Here is a 16,819-nt window from a genome sequence, read left to right on the forward strand (position 1 = left end):
TGGTCCGACTCGAATACGATAATGAACATGCCGAAAAGGGTCAGAGCGCTGTTGCTCGCATGCCACCCTGGCCCGAGTGCCGTCGTCACCGCCGTTGCAATCGTGCTCGGTATTGCGCTCGGATACCCACCGGCCCGGCTCGTTCTGCTGGCAGCTGCTGTTGGCGCCGGGCAACTGTCGATCGGCTGGTCGAACGACTGGATCGACAGCGCGCGTGACGTCGCGGTGCACCGAACGGACAAGCCCGTCGCCAGCGGCGCGATCTCTGCCGGTGCGGTCCGTGCGGCCGCATTCACCGCGCTCGCAGTCGCCATCGTGCTCTCGCTGCTGCTCGGCCCCCTGGCGGCGACCGCGAACTTGCTCGGCGTTGTCGCCGGCTGGAGCTACAACCTCGGGCTGAAGTCGACCGTGTACTCCGTGCTTCCTTACATCGTCTGTTTCGGGCTGTTGCCTGCCGTTGCCACGCTCGGCCAGGAGCGTCCCGCGTTCGCTGCACCGTGGGTGATGATCGTCGGCGCGTTGCTGGGCGTCGCCGCGCACTTCACCAACGTGCTGCCCGACCTCGACGATGATCGCCGCACCGGCGTGCGCGGTCTCCCCCATCGGCTTGGCCGAGCAACTTCGGGTGTACTCGCGTTCGCGGCGCTGGCCGCCGCCGGCATCCTGCTCGGGTTGGCGCCGGGACTACCGCCTCGGCTGATCGGCTGGATCGGCATGGCTGCCACATTTGCCATCGCCGTGTGGGGAATCGTTCTCATTGCGCGTGCTAGAAGTTCGCGGACGCTGATGCGGTTGGTGATGGCGGGTGCGCTGATCGATGTCGCGATGCTTGCGCTCTCCGGTCAGTCGCTGACGGCCTGAACCGACTGCGGGTTGCGGATGCCGATGGCCGAGATCGCCGACCCTGCAAACATCAGGATCGCGGTGGCGAGCATCGCGCGTTGCATGCCGGCGTGATCCAGTGCACCCCCGATGAGGATGCCCGCGAACGCCACTGTCACGAGCCCGGCCACGCGAGCCACCGCGTTGTTGACCGCGGAGCCGATTCCAGCATCCGCCGGATCGATTGCACCGAGAATTGCGGAGGTCAGCGGTGCGACGGTGAGCGAGAGCCCGAACCCGAACAGCAGCACCCCCGGCAGAAGCTGCGTCCAGTACACGACGGATTGGCCCATCGTCATCATCCAGAGGAAGCCGAGCGCGGCAACCGCCGGTCCAACCGCCATGAAGAACCGTGGGCCATGTTTGCCGGCGAGGGAGCCGAACAGACCCGAAAACGCCAGCATCAGCAGTGTGGCGGGGATCATTGCGATCCCGGCCTCCGTCGCGCTGAAGCCGGCCACCTGCTGCAGATAGAGCACCAGAATGAATGGGCCGAATGACAACGCGCCGTAGATCACTGCGGTCGACAGGTTGCCGACCCAGAAGTTGTGCACGCGGAAGATCGAGAACGAGAGCATCGGATGCGATGAGCGCGCCTCCACGACGAAGAACGCGGCCATCGCCAGAATGCCGAGCGTGAGGCTGATCCACACGTGGGGCGCGCTCCAGCCGTACTGGCCCTGTTCGATCAGGGCGAAGACAACCGCTCCGAGCCCGAGCGCGCCGAGCACAGCACCGGGGTAGTCGACGCGACCGCCCGGCCGCGTTTCATCGTGCCCGGTCCCGACCATCAGCCACAGGGTGACGGCGATGGGCAGCAGGTTGATGGCGAACACGAAGCGCCACGACAACAGGTCGACGAACAGTCCACCGACGATCGGCCCGGCGATTGCCGCCATTCCGGTCCACGCGGTCCAGCGCCCGATCGCCTTCGACTGTTCGGCGCCATGGAACGTCGAGATGATGATCGCGAGCGAACTCGGCACGAGCAGGGCGCCCGCGATGCCCTGTGCCGCGCGTGCGGCGATGAGGAACACGCCACTCGGCGCCAGGGCACAGGCAAGGGAGGTGACGGCGAAACCGATCAATCCGGCGCGCAGCACGCGTCGCCTGCCGAACACGTCGGATAGCGACCCCGCAACAAGAATCAGCGAACCGAGGGTCACAAGATACGCGTCCACAACCCACTGCTGAAGCGCGAGCCCACCACCGAGGTCCCTGTCGATCGCCGGCAACGCCACGTTGATGACCGAACCATCAAGAAAGGCGACGAACGAAGCCAGAATGGCGACAAGCAGGATACGGAACTGGAGCGGAGTCACTCGCTCAGTCAACGCGACACGGCCGAGCTTGGCAATCGAATCCTTAGATCTTCAATTTATTGAATCTTCGATTCAAGCGATCTCCGATTCGCCGGATGCGAGTGTCGCCCCCGGCAGGGGGGCGTCGTCTGCTTATCCTGAAGAACGTCCACAATCGTGCTGAGGAGCTTTATCGTGCGGCGACGAACCGGCTGGATCGCGCTAGCCAGCGCCATCGCGCTCATCCTGACGCTTGCTGTGCCTGCCCACGCCGACGATTATCCGAGCTGGAACGACGTGCAGGCCGCGAAAGCCAACGCCGCGGCCGCCCAGGCAGAAGTCGCCAGGATCACAGCCTTGGTCGCCCAACTTCAATCCTCCGCCGATGCGGCGGCAGCCACCGAATTGCAGAAGGCCGCGGAGTACTCCGTTGCAAAGAACGCCCTCGATGCGGCCACCGTGCGCGCGGACAACCTGCAGGCACAGTCGACGGGCGCCGCGCAAGCCGCAACCATGGCTCGCAAGCGATTCGGCCAATACGTGTCGCAGCTCTACATCTCCGGCGGCACCGACTACACGACCCAACTCCTGTTGAGCGGGCCGACAGCGCAAGACCTGCTGGGCAAACTCGGCGCGATGGATCAACTCTCCGGCCAGAGTTCCCAGCTGCGATCGCGCGCCGCCCAGCAGCAGAACGTGGCGGATGCGACGGCCAAGCAGGCACGGATCGCCAAGCAACTGCGTGACCAGCTCGCGGTGGCCGCTGCACAGAAGCTCGCGGCGGCCCAGGCTGCGCAGGCCGCCGCCGACGCTGAACTGGCGAAACAGCAGACGATCAGCGCCACCCTGTATGCGCAGGCCGCGGCGTTGAACAACACGGAGGCCAGTGTGGAGAAGAGCTATTACGCCGGCGTTGCAAAGCAGGCTGCGCTCGCCGCACAATCGAGCAGTTCGTCTGACGGCACGGTCTACATCGACACGACCGGTGTTGTCGTCGACCCTGCGGCTGCGCAGGCGTATGCGCGTGGCGCCATCGGCGCGTACGGCTGGGGCGGCGACCAGTTCAGCTGCCTGGTCAGCCTCTGGACTGGTGAGTCAGGCTGGCGGGCGAACGCTTACAACCCGTCAAGCGGCGCGTACGGCATTCCGCAGTCATGGCCTGGCTACAAGATGGCCACAGCGGGCGCCGACTGGCGTACAAACGCGAACACGCAGATCAACTGGGGCCTCGCATACATCTCCTCGGCCTACGGATCGCCGTGCAACGCCTGGGACCAGTGGCAGGCCAGAAGCCCGCATTGGTACTAGGCCGCGTGCCTGCCACGGCTCAGGCCGCGTATGCGGTTTCGGTCCAGAGCTGGAAGAGCGCATATGCACGAACGGGCGACCAGGCTGCGGATGCGATCTCCGCCTGTTTCGCCGTGATGCCGCCGAGTGCCTTGCGCAACACGAGATCCCCCGGAACGAAGGCGTCACGATCGCCGAGCGCGCGCACTGCCAGATAGTCGACGCTCCATGCACCGATGCCGCGCAGGGCGAGCAATCGCCGGCGCACTTCGGCCTGGTCGCTGTCGGGACCGATGACGAGGCCGCCCGCGCAGGCTTCGGCCACAGCGTGCAGTGTCTTGGCTCGCGAGCCCGTCAAGCCGACTGCAGTTCGCAACTGGTCCGGCGTCCGGGCGGCAAGGGCATCCGGGGTCGGAAAAACACTCAGCCCCGCCGGCCCCGGCGTGCCGAAGGCTGCGGTCAGCCGGCCTGCGAAGGTGCGACAGGCAGCAACGGACACCTGCTGGCCGAGCACCGTTGTGGCTGCGGCTTCGAAGCCATCCGGGTAGCCGATCACGCGCAGCCCGGGGCGCTTCTCGATGAGAGGGCCGATCACCGGGTCCTCGTGCAGCACGGCGTACACCCGCTGCGGGTCCGCATCCAGGTCGAGCCAGCCGCGCAACAACGGAGTCAGCCGCTCCGCGCCTGCTGAATCTGTTTCGGCGTTCACGCTGATGTGGTCGACCTCGAACGTGACGGTTGCAGCGATCGAGCCGCAGACATCCGGGAACAGCCGGGTGTGCGACCGGGTGGCGATGTCCGTGCGTTCTGCGCCGGGAATAGCGTGGGCTGCCAGGGTTGCCAGGGCGGGCAGCGCTTCGTATGGCGGCGCGAACGGCAGCGTGAACTCCGTGTGGGGTGCTTGGGGCTGCGCAATCATGGCTGAGAGCCATGTTACCGACGCGCGCAGACTGGCGACTGAACGCGACACCAGTGCCCGCCGGAAGCTGCCGCGTCAACGTAGCGATCGCAGATTCCCGCCGTCCCCCAAGGCTGTCAGCAGGGTGCACGGATTCGATGCGATCCCCATGTAATGTCAGTGCTAGATATCACGTGCTGTCCTTCTGGCACGTCTGACGGAAGGACGCTGCTGTGCGTGAACCGCGTCTATCGAACCCCGCCGATCGACGGCACGGCACGCGTGGGCGATCGTGGAGCGCGCTGGCATTCCTCACCGTTGGTCTGCTCGCGTTGACAGGGTGTGGCGCCGATGGCGCCACATCGGCCGCTTCCACGCACCCGCCGTCTTCGAATGCGACCTCGACAACGAATGCCTCAGCGTGCGTCCCGAACCCGCAGGCCGTGGCCGTACGCAAACCGGGCAAGACATCCACTGGGAAACTGCCCGCCGAGTTGTCCGCAACCCTGAATGCTGCCGCGTCGGCCGCATTCGCCGCAACGGCGGTGCCCGGCGCTGTCGTTGGGGTGCGCACCCCGAAGGGCACCTGGACCAAGGCATACGGTGTTGCCGACATCACGACGAACGAACCACTCACCACTGATGTCCACCATCGCGTTGGATCTGTCACAAAGACGTTCACCGGCACGGTGATCATGCAGTTGGTCTCGGAAAAGAAGATCTCATTGACGGATGCCATCAGCAAGTACGTGCCGAACGTGCCGAACGGATCCAACATCACGATCCTCGAGCTGGCGAACATGACAAGCGGCCTCGCCGATTACACCCATGACCCCGCGTTTCAGAAGCTATACTTCGGCGGCGATTACAGCATCGTCTGGACAGTCGACCAGGTGCTGGCCACGGCATACGCAATGCAGCCTGCCTTCGCCCCTGGCGCAGGGTTCCACTACTCCAACACCAACACAGTCCTCCTCGGGCAGGTCATCGAGAAAGTAACCGGCCACCGGCTCGCCGACGAACTAAAACGACGGATCTTCACTCCTCTTCGGCTGACCGCAACCTCCTATCCAGGTGGATCGGCAATCATCCCAACTCCGCACGCGCACGGGTACACGAACCTCGGAATCGTCGATGGTGTTGCGAGCGCGAACGCACCGCGAGTTGATGCGACCGCGTGGAACGTTTCCCAGGCGGGTGCGTCCGGGGAGATCATCAGCCGCGTGGACGATTTGCTCACGTACGGCCGCGCACTGGGAACAGGGCAGGGCCTGCTCCCGGAAGCCGCTCAAATCAAACGGTTGTCCTCTTTTCCTGAGCCGGCCGGCTACGGCATCGGCCTCAACTGCGTACAAGGCTGGGTCGGGCACAACGGTTTGGTGCCGGGATACAACACCGAGCTGGAGTATGACACCCGCACGGATACAACCGTCGTCGTCGAGGTCAATGGCGACCTCGCCGCCGGCACACCTGAGGCGCTCCCGGCGGGGGCGCTGTTCACAGCCGTCGCGGCCGCACTCGGTCAGCCGATCGTTGGCGCCGACCCGCGCAGCGACGACCAAGAATGACGCCGTCAGCCGGATGCGCGCCGAACCCGGCCACACCTTGACCGGGCTTCGCCCAGCCCGTCTGGCGTTTTGAGTAGTCCCATTCGCATACCTTGGTGGAGCTGAGGGGATTCGAACCCCTGACCCCCTGCATGCCATGCAGGTGCGCTACCAGCTGCGCCACAGCCCCAGTCGGTGCTTCCGTTCGCCGAAAGCAACCTGTTCAGATTACTACATCTTTTGTCGGCTCAAGAACCGCAGCTCGAACCGTTCACGAAGTCACGTCTTGCTTGACCGGGAGTTCAATCGGCACGACCGGGCAGTCCTTCCAAAGCCGTTCGAGCGAGTAGTATGAGCGGTCTTCCTGGTGGAACACGTGCACGACCAGATCACCGAAATCGAGCAAGATCCAGTGCGCCTCACCTCGGCCCTCGCGGCGCAGTGCCCTCACACCGCTTTCGGCCAACGCGTCCTCGATCTCATCCGCGATCGCTAACACCTGACGTTCGCTGCGACCGGAAACGAGCAAGAACACGTCCGCCAGGGGCAGCGGTCCGGATACGTCCAACGCGACGAGGTCTTCGCCGGCCTTCGAATCTGCGGCTGCGGCGGCGCGCTGAGTGAGTTCACGGGCATACGAAGACGCGGTCATAAAGCTCCCATCTGAAGCGGGGTTGTGCGCGAGAGGACGATCAGAACACCTTGAAGACGTAGCCGGCGACGAGCAGGCCGACAACTCCGAGTGCCAGCACTGCAGCGGTGATGGCCAGGAACGTCGGAAGTTTGTTGCCACGATTGCGCGGCGGAGTGATGACGTCGCGGGTCGACGTGTGCGAGCTGACGGCCCGGCTGGCACGAATCGGCGCAACGGACGATGGTGTGTGCTCTCCGGCTTCCGGCTGCTCGAATAGCCTGTCGATGGCCGAGGTGTCCATGCGGTCGCTGTGCTGGCCCGTTGCTGCAAGGCTGCGCGGCAGATCGATCGAACCGGTAACGAGAATCTCTCCGGTGCTGGTCAGTGGGCCGAGTGCATCCGCCGCAGACGGGACCGTGGGAATGATCAGCGCGTTGGACGTGGTGACACTACCCGTTGTCACCGCGCTGCGGGAGTAGCTCGGTGCAGCCGGATCTCCCGCGGTGGACCCCTCGGCCGCGGCGAGCGACCACGGGTCGTTCGTCGGCGCGTATGGACGCGGCGCCGAAGCGGCATGGTGTGTGGTTACGGTGACTTCTGCGGTGGCTGGTGGGGTGGCGACTGGAGCGTAATCGGCTGCAGGCACCTCCGCGGCAGGCGCTTGCGTAACAGGCGCCGGCGCGACGGGCTGCACCTGGGCAACGGGCTGCGGGGCGGCGGGTTGCGGAGACACGGGTTGCGGGAACACAGTTTGTGTGGTTGGCACCGGGAGTGCAGCGATCGGAATCACGCTGGGCTCGGGCGCAATTGGAGGGGTAACGGGCGTCGGTGCAGCTTGAATCGGTGCAGCTTGAATCGGAGCGGCTTGAATTGTGGCCGCCGGCGACGGAAGGTTTTGCGCGGCCGAACTCGGTGATGACGCCTGCTGGTTTGCCTCTTGCGCCTGCAGCATTGCGCGCAACTCGCGCCGGGTCAGCGTGTGCTCCGGTGTTGACGCCGGCACAGCAGAGGCCGGCACAGCAGAGGCCGGCACAGCAGAGGCCGGCACAACGGGCGCCGGCGCAACGGGCGGGTTCACTACCGCGAGCGGGGAGGTCACCGGTTCAGTTCGGCCAGGAGGCGGCGCCGCGCGATACAGGTCGCTGGGCGCGGGATCGGCGGATACCAGGGTGTCGAAAGCAAGCCCGTCATACCGCGGCGGCACGGGACGTACCACTGCGGGAGCAGTGGGCCCGGCTCCACCATGCATGGCGGCCGTAGACCCGTAGGGCGTACTGACATCGGGAACTTCCCCAGCGGCGGTCGGCGCGATGGTTGCAGCGCGACGTGAGCGACCGGCGTTTTCGGCTTGCTGAGCAGCGGCGCGCTCGTTTTCACGAGCCTGTCGCCGCGATTGTGGCGGCGGGTCTTGCCACAAAGTCATGCCACGCTCCGATAAAGATGATGTTTGGAGATGTACTGCACTACGCCGTCCGGCACCAGGTACCAGACCGGGTATCCCCTCTTCACCCGACTCCGGCAATCTGTTGACGAAATCGCCAACGCCGGAACCTCCAACAAGCTTACGTCCTGGTGTGGCAATCCAGAAATACTCAAGTCATGTCCCGGACGACTCACAGCAACAAAGTGTGCAAGCGCCCACAACTCGCCGACGTCTCGCCAGCTGAGGATCTGCGCGAGCGCATCCGCACCGGTTATGAAGAACAATTCGGCGTCTGGACGTTCTGCCCGGATGTCTCGGAGCGTGTCGATGGTGAAGGTGGGACCCTTACGGTCGATATCGACCCTGCTCACCGTGAACCGCGGATTGGATGCCGTCGCAATGACCGTCATCAGGTAACGATGCTCGCTCCAGCTGACCGTACCCTTCTGCCACGGCTGGCCGGTGGGAACGAAGATGACCTCGTCAAGCTCGAATGACTGGACGACCTCGCTGGCCGCCACAAGGTGGCCGTGATGGATCGGGTCGAAGGTGCCGCCCATGATGCCGATTCGAGGGCGCCTTTGCTCCGGCGAACTCATCGGTGCCGAAGGCTCACTCGTGCGTTGACCCAGGATGACCCGCCCCATGGTGCGTCGCGCCCGGCGCGCCCGCGTGAGCAGCGGCATCCGGCGCAGCCTTGTGCGGGTGACGGTTTGCAACATCGCGGTATGCGAAGAGCGCAAAAGCAAGTGCCGCAAAGACGCAGAGCGCGATCACGCCGAAAACCCAGGGCTCCATAATGAGCGGAGCGGTCGCACCCTCTGCGAGCACTGCTGCTGCGAATGACATTCGACGAATCCTTTCGTTGCAATCGGTTCGTTCGGTGGAACCGGTTCGCGTTAGCCAGTCTAGCCGCGCACCTGGCCTGAACCGCGCACGATCCACTTCGTGCTTGTCAATTCCGGCAGCCCCATGGGCCCGCGCGCGTGCAGCTTCTGCGTGGAGATTCCGACCTCGGCGCCGAACCCGAACTCGCCTCCGTCTGTGAACCGTGTCGATGCATTCACCATGACGACGGCCGAATCGACCTCTGCAAGAAAACGGTCAGCATTGCCCAGGTCATTGGTGATGATGGACTCCGTGTGCCCGGTTGAGTAGCGCCGGATGTGCGCCATCGCTTCATCGAGCGAGTCGACCACGGCGACGGCGATGTCCAGACTCATGTATTCAGTTGCCCAGTCCTCCTCGGTCGCAGGCACACTGTCCGGAAAGATCGTGCGCGCACGTTCGTCTGCGTGGATCGTGACGTCGTCCGCGCGCAAAGCGGCGAGCACCGGAGGCAGCAGCCGCTGTGCTGCCGCTGAGTGCACGAGCACCGTCTCGACCGCATTGCAGACGCTTGGGCGTTGAACCTTGGCGTTTCGCACGATCTCGACCGCCCAGTCCTCCCGGGCGCTCTCGTCGAGCACGATGTGCACGACGCCGGCGCCGGTCTCAATCACGGGGACGGTCGACTCTGCCACGACCGTGGCGATCAATTCGGCACTGCCCCGCGGGATCAACACGTCAACGTAGCCGCGTGCACGCATCAGTTGCCCAGCACCCTCTCGGCCGAATCGGTCGATCGTCTGCACCGCATCTTCGGGCAGGCCCGCCTCATGAAGCGCGCGCCGGATGATCTCCACCAGCACACGGTTGGTGTTCAGGGCAGCGCTGCCACCACGAAGCACGACAGCATTTCCGCTCTTGATGGCCAAAGAGGCTATATCGATCGTGACATTCGGCCTGGCCTCGTAGATGGTGCCGACAACACCGAACGGAACGCGCACCTGCTGAATGGCGACGCCGTTCGGCAAGGTGCTCGCCCGCACCCCTGTGCCGACCGGATCGGCCAGGGCGATGACCTCGGTGACCGCATCCGCGAGGGCCGAAAGCCGCGGAATGCCTAGCGTGAGCCGATCGAGCAGGCCGGTCGACAGTCCGTTCTCGCGGCCGTTGGCGAGATCCAACTCGTTGGCAGCGACGATCGCTTCGCCTCCATCGCGAATTCCGGATGCGATCGCGGCCAGGGCATGATTCTTCTGGTCGGTCGTGGCAATCGCCAACGCGTGAGAGGCTGCCTTCGCCGCGGCCACAGTCTGCTCGAACGAGCGATCCGCATCCGAGCCGCTCACGACAGGCCTCTGCCGCGCGGCGTCATCTAAAGCAGCGTCGTGCAATACAGCGTCGTGCAAAACAGCGTCGTGCAAAACAGAATTGGGCATGGGTCAAGCTTATCGAGCGAGCCTGGTCAGCGGCTCAGTCTCGCGGCACGGATGGTTCGAACCAGGTGCCGACGGCATCCCCGCGCAATGCTGAGGTAACAAGCGCGGTCGAAGTGAGCAGCACGGCGGTGCCCGCTTCAGCAGCGTGGCGAGCGGCGGACACTTTGGTCAGTGCGCCACCGGTGCCCACACCAGCCGCCCCTGTCGAACCGATTTCAACGTTTTCCAGCGGGTCATCCGCAGGGACCCTGAAGATCGGCTCCGCACCGGGTTCGCCGGGTGGGCGGGTGTAAAGCGCGTCGACATCCGAAAGAAGTACGAGCAGATCGGCGTGCACGAGGGTGGCGACGAGCGCGGCCAGGCGGTCGTTGTCGCCGAATCGGATCTCGTGGGTGGCGACGGTGTCGTTCTCGTTGACGATCGGCAGGATGTGCAGGTCGAGCAGGCGCTCCATTGCGCGTTGTGCGTTGCTTCGGTGTGACGGATTCTCCAAATCCCCCGCAGTCAGAAGGACCTGACCGGCCACAATGCCGTACCGGTCCAATGTGTCTTGATACCGGTAGATCAAGACGTTCTGGCCAACGGCCGCGGCCGCTTGCTGGGTCGCCAGGTCGTCGGGCCGCCCGTTCAGCGACAGGTAGCGAACACCGATCGCAATCGCACCGGACGAAACGAGGATGACCTCCACGCCACGCCCGTGGGCCTCCGCCAACGCGTCGACGAGCGGAACGATCTGGCCGGCGTTCTCACCGCTGATCGACGACGACCCGACTTTGACGACGACTCGTTTGGCCGACGGGATCAAATTGCGCTCGGCGATCATCATTCGTCGACGGACTCCTCTTCGCTCCGCTCGACATCAACCTGCCACAGCCCCGCTCGGCGCTCGCGCTCGAGTTCGGCGCGGGCCTCTGCCTTCGCGTCCATCCGTTCGAAGTACTCCTCGCGACGCTGATTGCGCGTCGCACGCGGATTGGCGTCGATGCGTGCATCGGTGCCGCGCGGTGCCGTCATCAGTTCCGCAGTCGAGGTCAGCGTCGGCTCCCAGTCGAAGATCACTCCCCTGCCCGGGCCGATCACGACTGTCGACCCGGCGACAGCACCGGCTTTGAAGAGCTGATCTTCAATGCCGATCTTCGCAAGCCTGTCGGCCAGGAATCCGATGGCTTCGTCATTCGTGAAGTCGGTCTGTGCAACCCAGCGTTCCGGTTTGGATCCGAGAATTCGATATATGTTGCCGAACGAGCCGCCCTCGACCTTGACGACGAACTTCGCCTCATCAACGCTCTTGGGGCGGATGACGATACGCGGCTTGGTCTCCGCCGCCGCACGTGCTTCGCGGCGTGCATCATCGACAAGGGCTGCGAGGGCAAAGGAAAGCGGCTTGAGCCCTTCGTGACTGACCGTCGAAATCTCGAAGACGCGAAAACCGCGGGCCTCGAGTTCAGGACGCACGAGAGCGGCGAGGTCGCGAGCATCCGGAACGTCGATTTTGTTGAGGGCGATCAGCTGCGGACGCTCAAGAAGCGGCTTCTGGCCTTCCGGAACCGGATAAGCAGCCAGCTCGGCGAGGATGACGTCGAGGTCGGTGAGCGGATCGCGGTCGGACTCAAGCGTGGCGCAGTCCAACACGTGCAGCAGCGCGCTGCAGCGCTCGACGTGACGCAGAAATTCGAGACCGAGCCCTTTGCCCTCGCTGGCGCCTTCGATCAGGCCTGGGACATCCGCAATCGTGTAGCGGGTCTCACCGGCCTGCACCACGCCGAGATTCGGGTGCAGCGTTGTGAACGGGTAATCCGCGATCTTCGGTTTTGCAGCAGACAACGCCGCCACGAGACTGGACTTGCCCGCAGACGGGTAGCCGACCAGGGCAATATCGGCCACCGTCTTCAGTTCGAGAAGAACGTCGCCTTCCCAGCCAGGCGTGCCGAGTAGTGCGAACCCCGGCGCCTTTCGCTTCGTGCTCGCCAGCGACGCGTTCCCGAGCCCGCCGAGCCCGCCAGCGGCCACGACGAAGCGCATGTCCGGCTCGTCGAGATCGATCAGCTCGAGACCGTCGGCGTCCTTCACCACGGTGCCGACGGGAACCGCGAGCTCCAGGTCCGGGCCGTTATACCCGTTGCGATGATCGCCCATGCCGAATCCGCCGTTGTCTGACGCGCGATGCGGATTGCGGTGGAATCCGAGCAGCGTGGTCACCTGGGCGTCGGAGACGAGCACGATGTCACCGCCGTGGCCGCCATTACCGCCGTCCGGCCCGGCAAGCGGCTTGAATTTCTCACGGCGAACGGAAACGCATCCGTTGCCCCCGTTTCCGGCACGCAGGTGAAGCGTGACGTGGTCGACGAACGTGGCCATGTGCGCTCCTCCTGGTTTCGTGTGGTTGTGCTGCGCTTCGTGCTTGTGGCGTAAACACGGATGGGCGAGCCGAAGCTCGCCCATCCGAAAGCCACGTGAGGTGTGCCGGTCGGCTACGCCTGTACCACGATGTTGACGACCTTGCGGCCGCCCTTGTTGCCGAATTCGACAGCGCCCGCCTCGAGTGCGAACAGCGTGTCGTCACCGCCACGGCCGACGTTCACGCCGGGGTGGAAGTGGGTGCCGCGTTGGCGGACGATGATCTCCCCCGCGCCGACAACCTGGCCTCCGAAGCGCTTGACGCCGAGGCGCTGAGCGTTCGAATCGCGGCCGTTACGAGTGGAGCTCGCTCCCTTTTTGTGTGCCATGAGATTCTCTCCCTCGCCTTACTACTTGATACCCGTGACCTTGACGCGCGTCAGATCCTGACGGTGCCCTTGGCGCTTCTTGTACCCGGTCTTGTTCTTGAACTTCTGGATCACGATCTTCGGGCCGCGGAGGTCTTCGAGCACCTCAGCGGTGACGGTGACCTTGGCGAGCGACGTGGCGTCGCTGGTGACCTTTGCACCGTCAACAAGCAGCACTGCGGCCAACTCGACGTTGCCGTTTTTGTCGGCTTTGATCCGATCCATCGTCACGATGGTGCCGACCTCGACCTTTTCCTGCCGGCCACCGGCGCGCACTACTGCGTAAACCACTCTAGGTACCTACTTCTCTGGGGAGCCTGACGGCTCCGGTTGCTGCACTATTTTCGGAAAGTCACTGCTTGAATTGCACTGCTTGATTCACACTGCTGATTGAGTCGCCGCCTGCGATCCGTCATCGCTCGCGACTCACCGTCGCTTGCCATGAATCACCGGCAGAGGCCAGCCGCCTCAGGCGACAGCCGATCGTGCTCAGAAAACCGTGGATGATCGTGCGGGCGTCGCCCAACACACACCAACAGTCGACTTTACTCGATGCTTCGCCGCTGGTCAAACGCAGCCACGCCATGACGGGCCAGATCCGCACGGGTGACAGTCACCGTCAAAAAATACCCTGGCCGTTCCTAGAATCGAGTCATGACCGTGCTCATCGATCAGCCGGCGTGGCCAGCCCATGGCACGTTCTGGTCGCATCTGGTCAGTGACGAATCGCTGGCGGAACTTCACGCGTTTGCAGCCGTGAACGGCATCCCGGCACGCAGTTTCGATCGTGACCATTACGACGTGCCGCAACGACTCTATGCCGACCTGGTGGCCGCGGGGGCGCATCCGGTCGGGATGCGCGAACTTGTCGAGCGACTGCGCGCCAGCGGTCTGCGCATCACCGCCGCACAACGCAGGGCGGATCCGCTCGGGCGCTAACCCACGAGGCCGAGACCGTGCCCGAACGGATGCCGTCGACTGGCTCAGTCAGCTGACCGTTGCGAGTCGGGGTTGATTCCTGGTTGCGGTGTAATGACGCCGCCCGTAAGGGAGGCAGTGGTGACACGGCGACGTCTGTTACGACCCTGACCGGGTTGCTTCGGCTCCGGCAGAGCCTCGAGCACAGTCTCCAAGAGGTGCTCGGCCTCTTCGCTTGCCAAGCGCGGCTTGGCAGGCGCACCGATCGCAACGGGTATGTCCAGGATGGCGACGGGCTCAACGATCGGTGCAGGAATGTCTGCGTCAGAGTCCGCGACGTGTTTTGCACGTGGTGTCTCGGCCGTAGAAGTCTGGACCTCGGCGGTTTCCGCGGCGCCAACGTCCGCGGAGCGCGCCGGCGCTAGGGACGCTTCGGCATCAGCTGAAGTCGTGGTCGCGGCTGTGGTCGCAGTTGCAGTCGCACTGTCGTCATGCACGTGCGCGATCGTGCTCGCCGCGATCTGGGCGAGGGCATTCTTCGCATCGTCCGTGATTGCGTGCGTGACAGGGGCAGTCTGCTGCTGGCCGACGCCAGAGCTGCTCGACATGCTGCCCTTGCCTCGCCTGCGATCGCTTTGCGGTTGCGGCGCGGTGCGGTGCTTGACAACCGGGTCGTGATGCACAACGACGCCGCGTCCCGCGCACACCTCGCACGCTTCGCTGAACGTCTCAAGCAGACCGAGGCCGAGCTTCTTCCGCGTCATCTGGATCAAGCCGAGCGAGGTGACCTCCGCAACCTGATGCTTCGTGCGGTCGCGGCTGAGGCACTCGACCAGTCGACGCAGCACCAGATCGCGGTTGGTCTCCAGCACCATGTCGATGAAGTCGACAACGATGATGCCACCAATGTCACGCAACCGCAGCTGCCGCACGATCTCCTCAGCGGCTTCCAGGTTGTTCTTCGTTACGGTTTCTTCGAGGTTTCCGCCTGAACCGACGAACTTGCCGGTGTTGACGTCGATGACCGTCATGGCTTCTGTGCGATCGATCACCAGCGAGCCACCCGACGGCAACCACACCTTGCGTTCGAGCGCCTTCTCAATCTGCTCCGTGATGCGGTATTGGTCGAACGGGTCGCGATCGCCTTCGTACTTCTCGACGCGATCGAGAAGATCAGGCGCCACCTGCGCGAGGTAGCCCTCAATGGTCTCGCGGGCATCCTCACCGGAGATGATCAGCTTGTGGAAGTCCTCGTTGAAGACGTCACGCACGATCTTGATCAAAAGGTCGGGTTCGCTGTGCAACAGCGCAGGGGCGGACGCCGATTCCACCTTTGTGGAGATCGCCGCCCACTGCGCGGTCAGACGATTGACGTCGACCGTCAGCTGGTCTTCTGTGGCGCCTTCTGCCGCGGTTCGCACGATGACGCCCACGTTCTCGGGCAGCACGGCCTTCAAGATCTTCTTCAAGCGCGAACGTTCCGTGTCCGGCAACTTACGGCTGATCCCGTTCATCGAACCGTTCGGCACGTACACCAAATAGCGGCCGGGAAGCGAGACCTGGCTCGTGAGCCGCGCACCCTTGTGGCCAACCGGGTCCTTCGTGACTTGAACGAGCACCTTGTCCCCGGGTTTCAGGGCGAGTTCGATGCGGCGAGCCTGCTGCTTGCCGTCCGCGGAGTTCTCGGCCGCGGCATCCCAGTCGACTTCGCCCGAGTACAAGACGGCATTGCGGCCACGGCCGATATCGACGAATGCCGCTTCCATGCTCGGGAGCACGTTCTGCACCCGACCGAGATACACATTCCCGATCAGGGATGCTTCTTGCGACTTCGCGACGTAGTGCTCGACGAGCACCTTGTCTTCGAGCACTCCAAGTTGGATGCGACCGTCTTTCGACCGCACGATCATCTGCCGGTCGACGGACTCGCGGCGCGCCAAGAACTCGGCTTCTGTGATCACGGGGCGTCTGCGACCGGCGTCACGCCCATCGCGGCGGCGCTGCTTTTTTGCCTCGAGACGTGTTGAGCCTTTGATTCTCTGCGGTTCTGTGATCAGCTCCGGTTCGCGTGGAGTTCGTACCTTGACCACGGTGTTGGCCGGATCGTTCGCCCCGGTTCGAGTGCCCTCACCGGACCGGCGGCGAGAACGCCGGCGCAGCGTCGGCGCTTCGTCATCATCACGATCGCCGTTGCCGAGGTCGTGTGCCCCACGATCGGCAAGCGCAGGCAGGAACGCGATGTCAGGTGCTTTGAACAGAATGGCTGCGCTGGGCAGGCCGGGGCCGGCGATTTCCGGTGCAGCAGGGGCGACCACCGCCGCCGGCAGTGCAGGGTTCGTAATGGCGTCGTTGGGCGCCTGCGCGCCAGGAGTCGTTCCACCATTCGCGGTCGCGATCGCCGCCGCAGTTGCAGCGGGTGCTGCGCCAGCGGGTGCGGCGACTGCCGACGGTGCTGCCACCGGTGCAGGCGGAACGGAATCGACAGCCGGTGCGGCTTGGGGCTGCGTCACAACCGGGTCGGCGCGCTTGTGCGATTTGCGCCCGCCGAACAATCGGCTGCGCTTCCTGGTACCGCCCTCCGCCTCTGATTCGTTCCTTGGATTCGTCGTGTTTTCGTCTTTATCCACCATCTCTGGTGCAACTCCTTGACCGGAACCGCGGCCGCGCCGCCGTCTCCGGGTTACTTTCCTGAAAGCGGGATTCTCGCGCTTGGCGATCCCCCCGCCAATCCTTGGGTTACAGCAGCCGGCTGTTCGCTCGGGCTGCCTGTCTGTCTGTTTCAGGTGATCTGCCGGTTCCGACCCATCGGTTCGACCCGTCGGCCGTGCAACTCAATCCTGCGTTTTCGTACATAACCTGCGTACTGGTTTTCCTGCTGGGCACCGAGGGCGCCCACTAAG

General features: G+C 64.4%; 16 protein-coding genes and 1 tRNA gene. 4 read left to right on the forward strand and 13 right to left on the reverse strand.

The annotated features are described in order from the left end of the window. Positions 1 to 27 precede the first annotated feature (27 nt). A complete protein-coding gene (locus tag QU604_RS11880) occupies positions 28 to 861 on the forward strand; it encodes a UbiA family prenyltransferase (RefSeq protein ID WP_308464843.1) in 834 nt (277 codons plus the stop codon). Here QU604_RS11880 and QU604_RS11885 read toward each other — a convergent pair. Further along, on the reverse strand, positions 843 to 2,204 hold the full coding sequence (locus QU604_RS11885) for an MFS transporter (RefSeq protein ID WP_308464844.1): 1,362 nt from the start codon (positions 2,202 to 2,204) through the stop codon (positions 843 to 845). The two genes, QU604_RS11880 and QU604_RS11885, sit on opposite strands and share 19 nt — an antisense overlap. A 174-nt stretch (positions 2,205 to 2,378) precedes the next feature. On the opposite strand from QU604_RS11885, the gene QU604_RS11890 reads away from it, so the two are divergent. Further along, on the forward strand, positions 2,379 to 3,491 hold the full coding sequence (locus QU604_RS11890; RefSeq protein WP_308464845.1) for a coiled-coil domain-containing protein: 1,113 nt from the start codon (positions 2,379 to 2,381) through the stop codon (positions 3,489 to 3,491). A 19-nt stretch (positions 3,492 to 3,510) separates the two neighbouring features. Here the strand turns inward: QU604_RS11890 and QU604_RS11895 are convergent, their stop codons facing one another. Further along, a complete protein-coding gene (locus QU604_RS11895) occupies positions 3,511 to 4,389 on the reverse strand; it encodes a DNA-3-methyladenine glycosylase family protein (RefSeq protein WP_308464846.1) in 879 nt (292 codons plus the stop codon). A gap of 212 nt (positions 4,390 to 4,601) precedes the next feature. Here QU604_RS11895 and QU604_RS11900 point away from each other — a divergent pair, with 212 nt between their 5' ends. Next, positions 4,602 to 5,936, forward strand: coding sequence for a serine hydrolase domain-containing protein (locus QU604_RS11900; protein WP_308464847.1), 1,335 nt, complete (start codon positions 4,602 to 4,604; stop codon positions 5,934 to 5,936). Positions 5,937 to 6,029: 93 nt separating this feature from the next. Here the strand turns inward: QU604_RS11900 and QU604_RS11905 are convergent. From QU604_RS11905 to rplU, 10 genes are all read right to left on the reverse strand, one after another. Beyond that, positions 6,030 to 6,105, reverse strand: a tRNA-Ala gene (locus tag QU604_RS11905). Between the two features lie 81 nt (positions 6,106 to 6,186). Beyond that, a complete protein-coding gene (gene rsfS, locus QU604_RS11910) occupies positions 6,187 to 6,567 on the reverse strand; it encodes a ribosome silencing factor (RefSeq protein WP_308464848.1) in 381 nt (126 codons plus the stop codon). Positions 6,568 to 6,607: 40 nt separating this feature from the next. Then, a complete protein-coding gene (locus QU604_RS11915) occupies positions 6,608 to 7,648 on the reverse strand; it encodes a hypothetical protein (protein WP_308464849.1) in 1,041 nt (346 codons plus the stop codon). Between the two features lie 320 nt (positions 7,649 to 7,968). Continuing rightward, on the reverse strand, positions 7,969 to 8,571 hold the full coding sequence (nadD, locus tag QU604_RS11920; RefSeq protein WP_308464850.1) for a nicotinate-nucleotide adenylyltransferase: 603 nt from the start codon (positions 8,569 to 8,571) through the stop codon (positions 7,969 to 7,971). A 13-nt stretch (positions 8,572 to 8,584) separates the two neighbouring features. Next, positions 8,585 to 8,821 carry a hypothetical protein gene (locus tag QU604_RS11925; RefSeq protein WP_308464851.1) on the reverse strand — a complete coding sequence of 79 codons (237 nt, stop codon included), beginning with the start codon at positions 8,819 to 8,821 and terminating at the stop codon, positions 8,585 to 8,587. 59 nt (positions 8,822 to 8,880) lie between these two features. Continuing rightward, positions 8,881 to 10,236, reverse strand: coding sequence for a glutamate-5-semialdehyde dehydrogenase (locus tag QU604_RS11930; RefSeq protein ID WP_308464852.1), 1,356 nt, complete (start codon positions 10,234 to 10,236; stop codon positions 8,881 to 8,883). Between the two features lie 34 nt (positions 10,237 to 10,270). Beyond that, entirely contained in the window at positions 10,271 to 11,062 is a 792-nt protein-coding gene (gene proB, locus QU604_RS11935; RefSeq protein ID WP_308464853.1) for a glutamate 5-kinase, read from the reverse strand. Continuing rightward, positions 11,059 to 12,594: a GTPase ObgE gene (gene obgE / locus QU604_RS11940; protein ID WP_308464854.1), complete on the reverse strand. Its 1,536-nt coding sequence runs from the start codon at positions 12,592 to 12,594 to the stop codon at positions 11,059 to 11,061. The genes proB and obgE overlap by 4 nt, the downstream gene beginning before the upstream one ends. Before the next feature lie 113 nt (positions 12,595 to 12,707). Further along, a complete protein-coding gene (gene rpmA, locus QU604_RS11945) occupies positions 12,708 to 12,962 on the reverse strand; it encodes a 50S ribosomal protein L27 (protein WP_308464855.1) in 255 nt (84 codons plus the stop codon). Between the two features lie 21 nt (positions 12,963 to 12,983). Beyond that, positions 12,984 to 13,292 carry a 50S ribosomal protein L21 gene (rplU, locus tag QU604_RS11950; protein ID WP_308464856.1) on the reverse strand — a complete coding sequence of 103 codons (309 nt, stop codon included), beginning with the start codon at positions 13,290 to 13,292 and terminating at the stop codon, positions 12,984 to 12,986. A 363-nt stretch (positions 13,293 to 13,655) separates the two neighbouring features. On the opposite strand from rplU, the gene QU604_RS11955 reads away from it, so the two are divergent. Further along, positions 13,656 to 13,940: a DUF4031 domain-containing protein gene (locus QU604_RS11955; RefSeq protein WP_308464857.1), complete on the forward strand. Its 285-nt coding sequence runs from the start codon at positions 13,656 to 13,658 to the stop codon at positions 13,938 to 13,940. A gap of 44 nt (positions 13,941 to 13,984) precedes the next feature. Here the strand turns inward: QU604_RS11955 and QU604_RS11960 are convergent, their stop codons facing one another. Then, positions 13,985 to 16,549, reverse strand: a complete 2,565-nt coding sequence (locus QU604_RS11960) for an Rne/Rng family ribonuclease (RefSeq protein WP_308464858.1) — start codon at positions 16,547 to 16,549, stop codon at positions 13,985 to 13,987. Between the last annotated feature and the right edge of the window lie 270 nt (positions 16,550 to 16,819).

Origin of the sequence: Rathayibacter sp. SW19 (assembly GCF_030866825.1) — a bacterium.
Classification (GTDB): Bacteria; Actinomycetota; Actinomycetes; order Actinomycetales; family Microbacteriaceae; genus Rathayibacter_A; species Rathayibacter_A soli.

Bases quoted from the DNA above. Each gene is read 5' to 3' on its own strand.
- QU604_RS11880 (WP_308464843.1), top strand. From the start codon at position 28: ATGCCGAAAAGGGTCAGAGCGCTGTTGCTCGCATGCCACCCTGGCCCG.
- QU604_RS11895 (WP_308464846.1), bottom strand. From the start codon at position 4,389: ATGATTGCGCAGCCCCAAGCACCCCACACGGAGTTCACGCTGCCGTTC.
- rsfS (WP_308464848.1), bottom strand. From the start codon at position 6,567: ATGACCGCGTCTTCGTATGCCCGTGAACTCACTCAGCGCGCCGCCGCA.
- nadD (WP_308464850.1), bottom strand. From the start codon at position 8,571: ATGAGTTCGCCGGAGCAAAGGCGCCCTCGAATCGGCATCATGGGCGGC.
- QU604_RS11925 (WP_308464851.1), bottom strand. From the start codon at position 8,821: ATGTCATTCGCAGCAGCAGTGCTCGCAGAGGGTGCGACCGCTCCGCTC.
- QU604_RS11930 (WP_308464852.1), bottom strand. From the start codon at position 10,236: ATGCCCAATTCTGTTTTGCACGACGCTGTTTTGCACGACGCTGTATTG.
- proB (WP_308464853.1), bottom strand. From the start codon at position 11,062: ATGATGATCGCCGAGCGCAATTTGATCCCGTCGGCCAAACGAGTCGTC.
- obgE (WP_308464854.1), bottom strand. From the start codon at position 12,594: ATGGCCACGTTCGTCGACCACGTCACGCTTCACCTGCGTGCCGGAAAC.
- rpmA (WP_308464855.1), bottom strand. From the start codon at position 12,962: ATGGCACACAAAAAGGGAGCGAGCTCCACTCGTAACGGCCGCGATTCG.
- QU604_RS11955 (WP_308464857.1), top strand. From the start codon at position 13,656: ATGACCGTGCTCATCGATCAGCCGGCGTGGCCAGCCCATGGCACGTTC.
- QU604_RS11960 (WP_308464858.1), bottom strand. From the start codon at position 16,549: ATGGTGGATAAAGACGAAAACACGACGAATCCAAGGAACGAATCAGAG.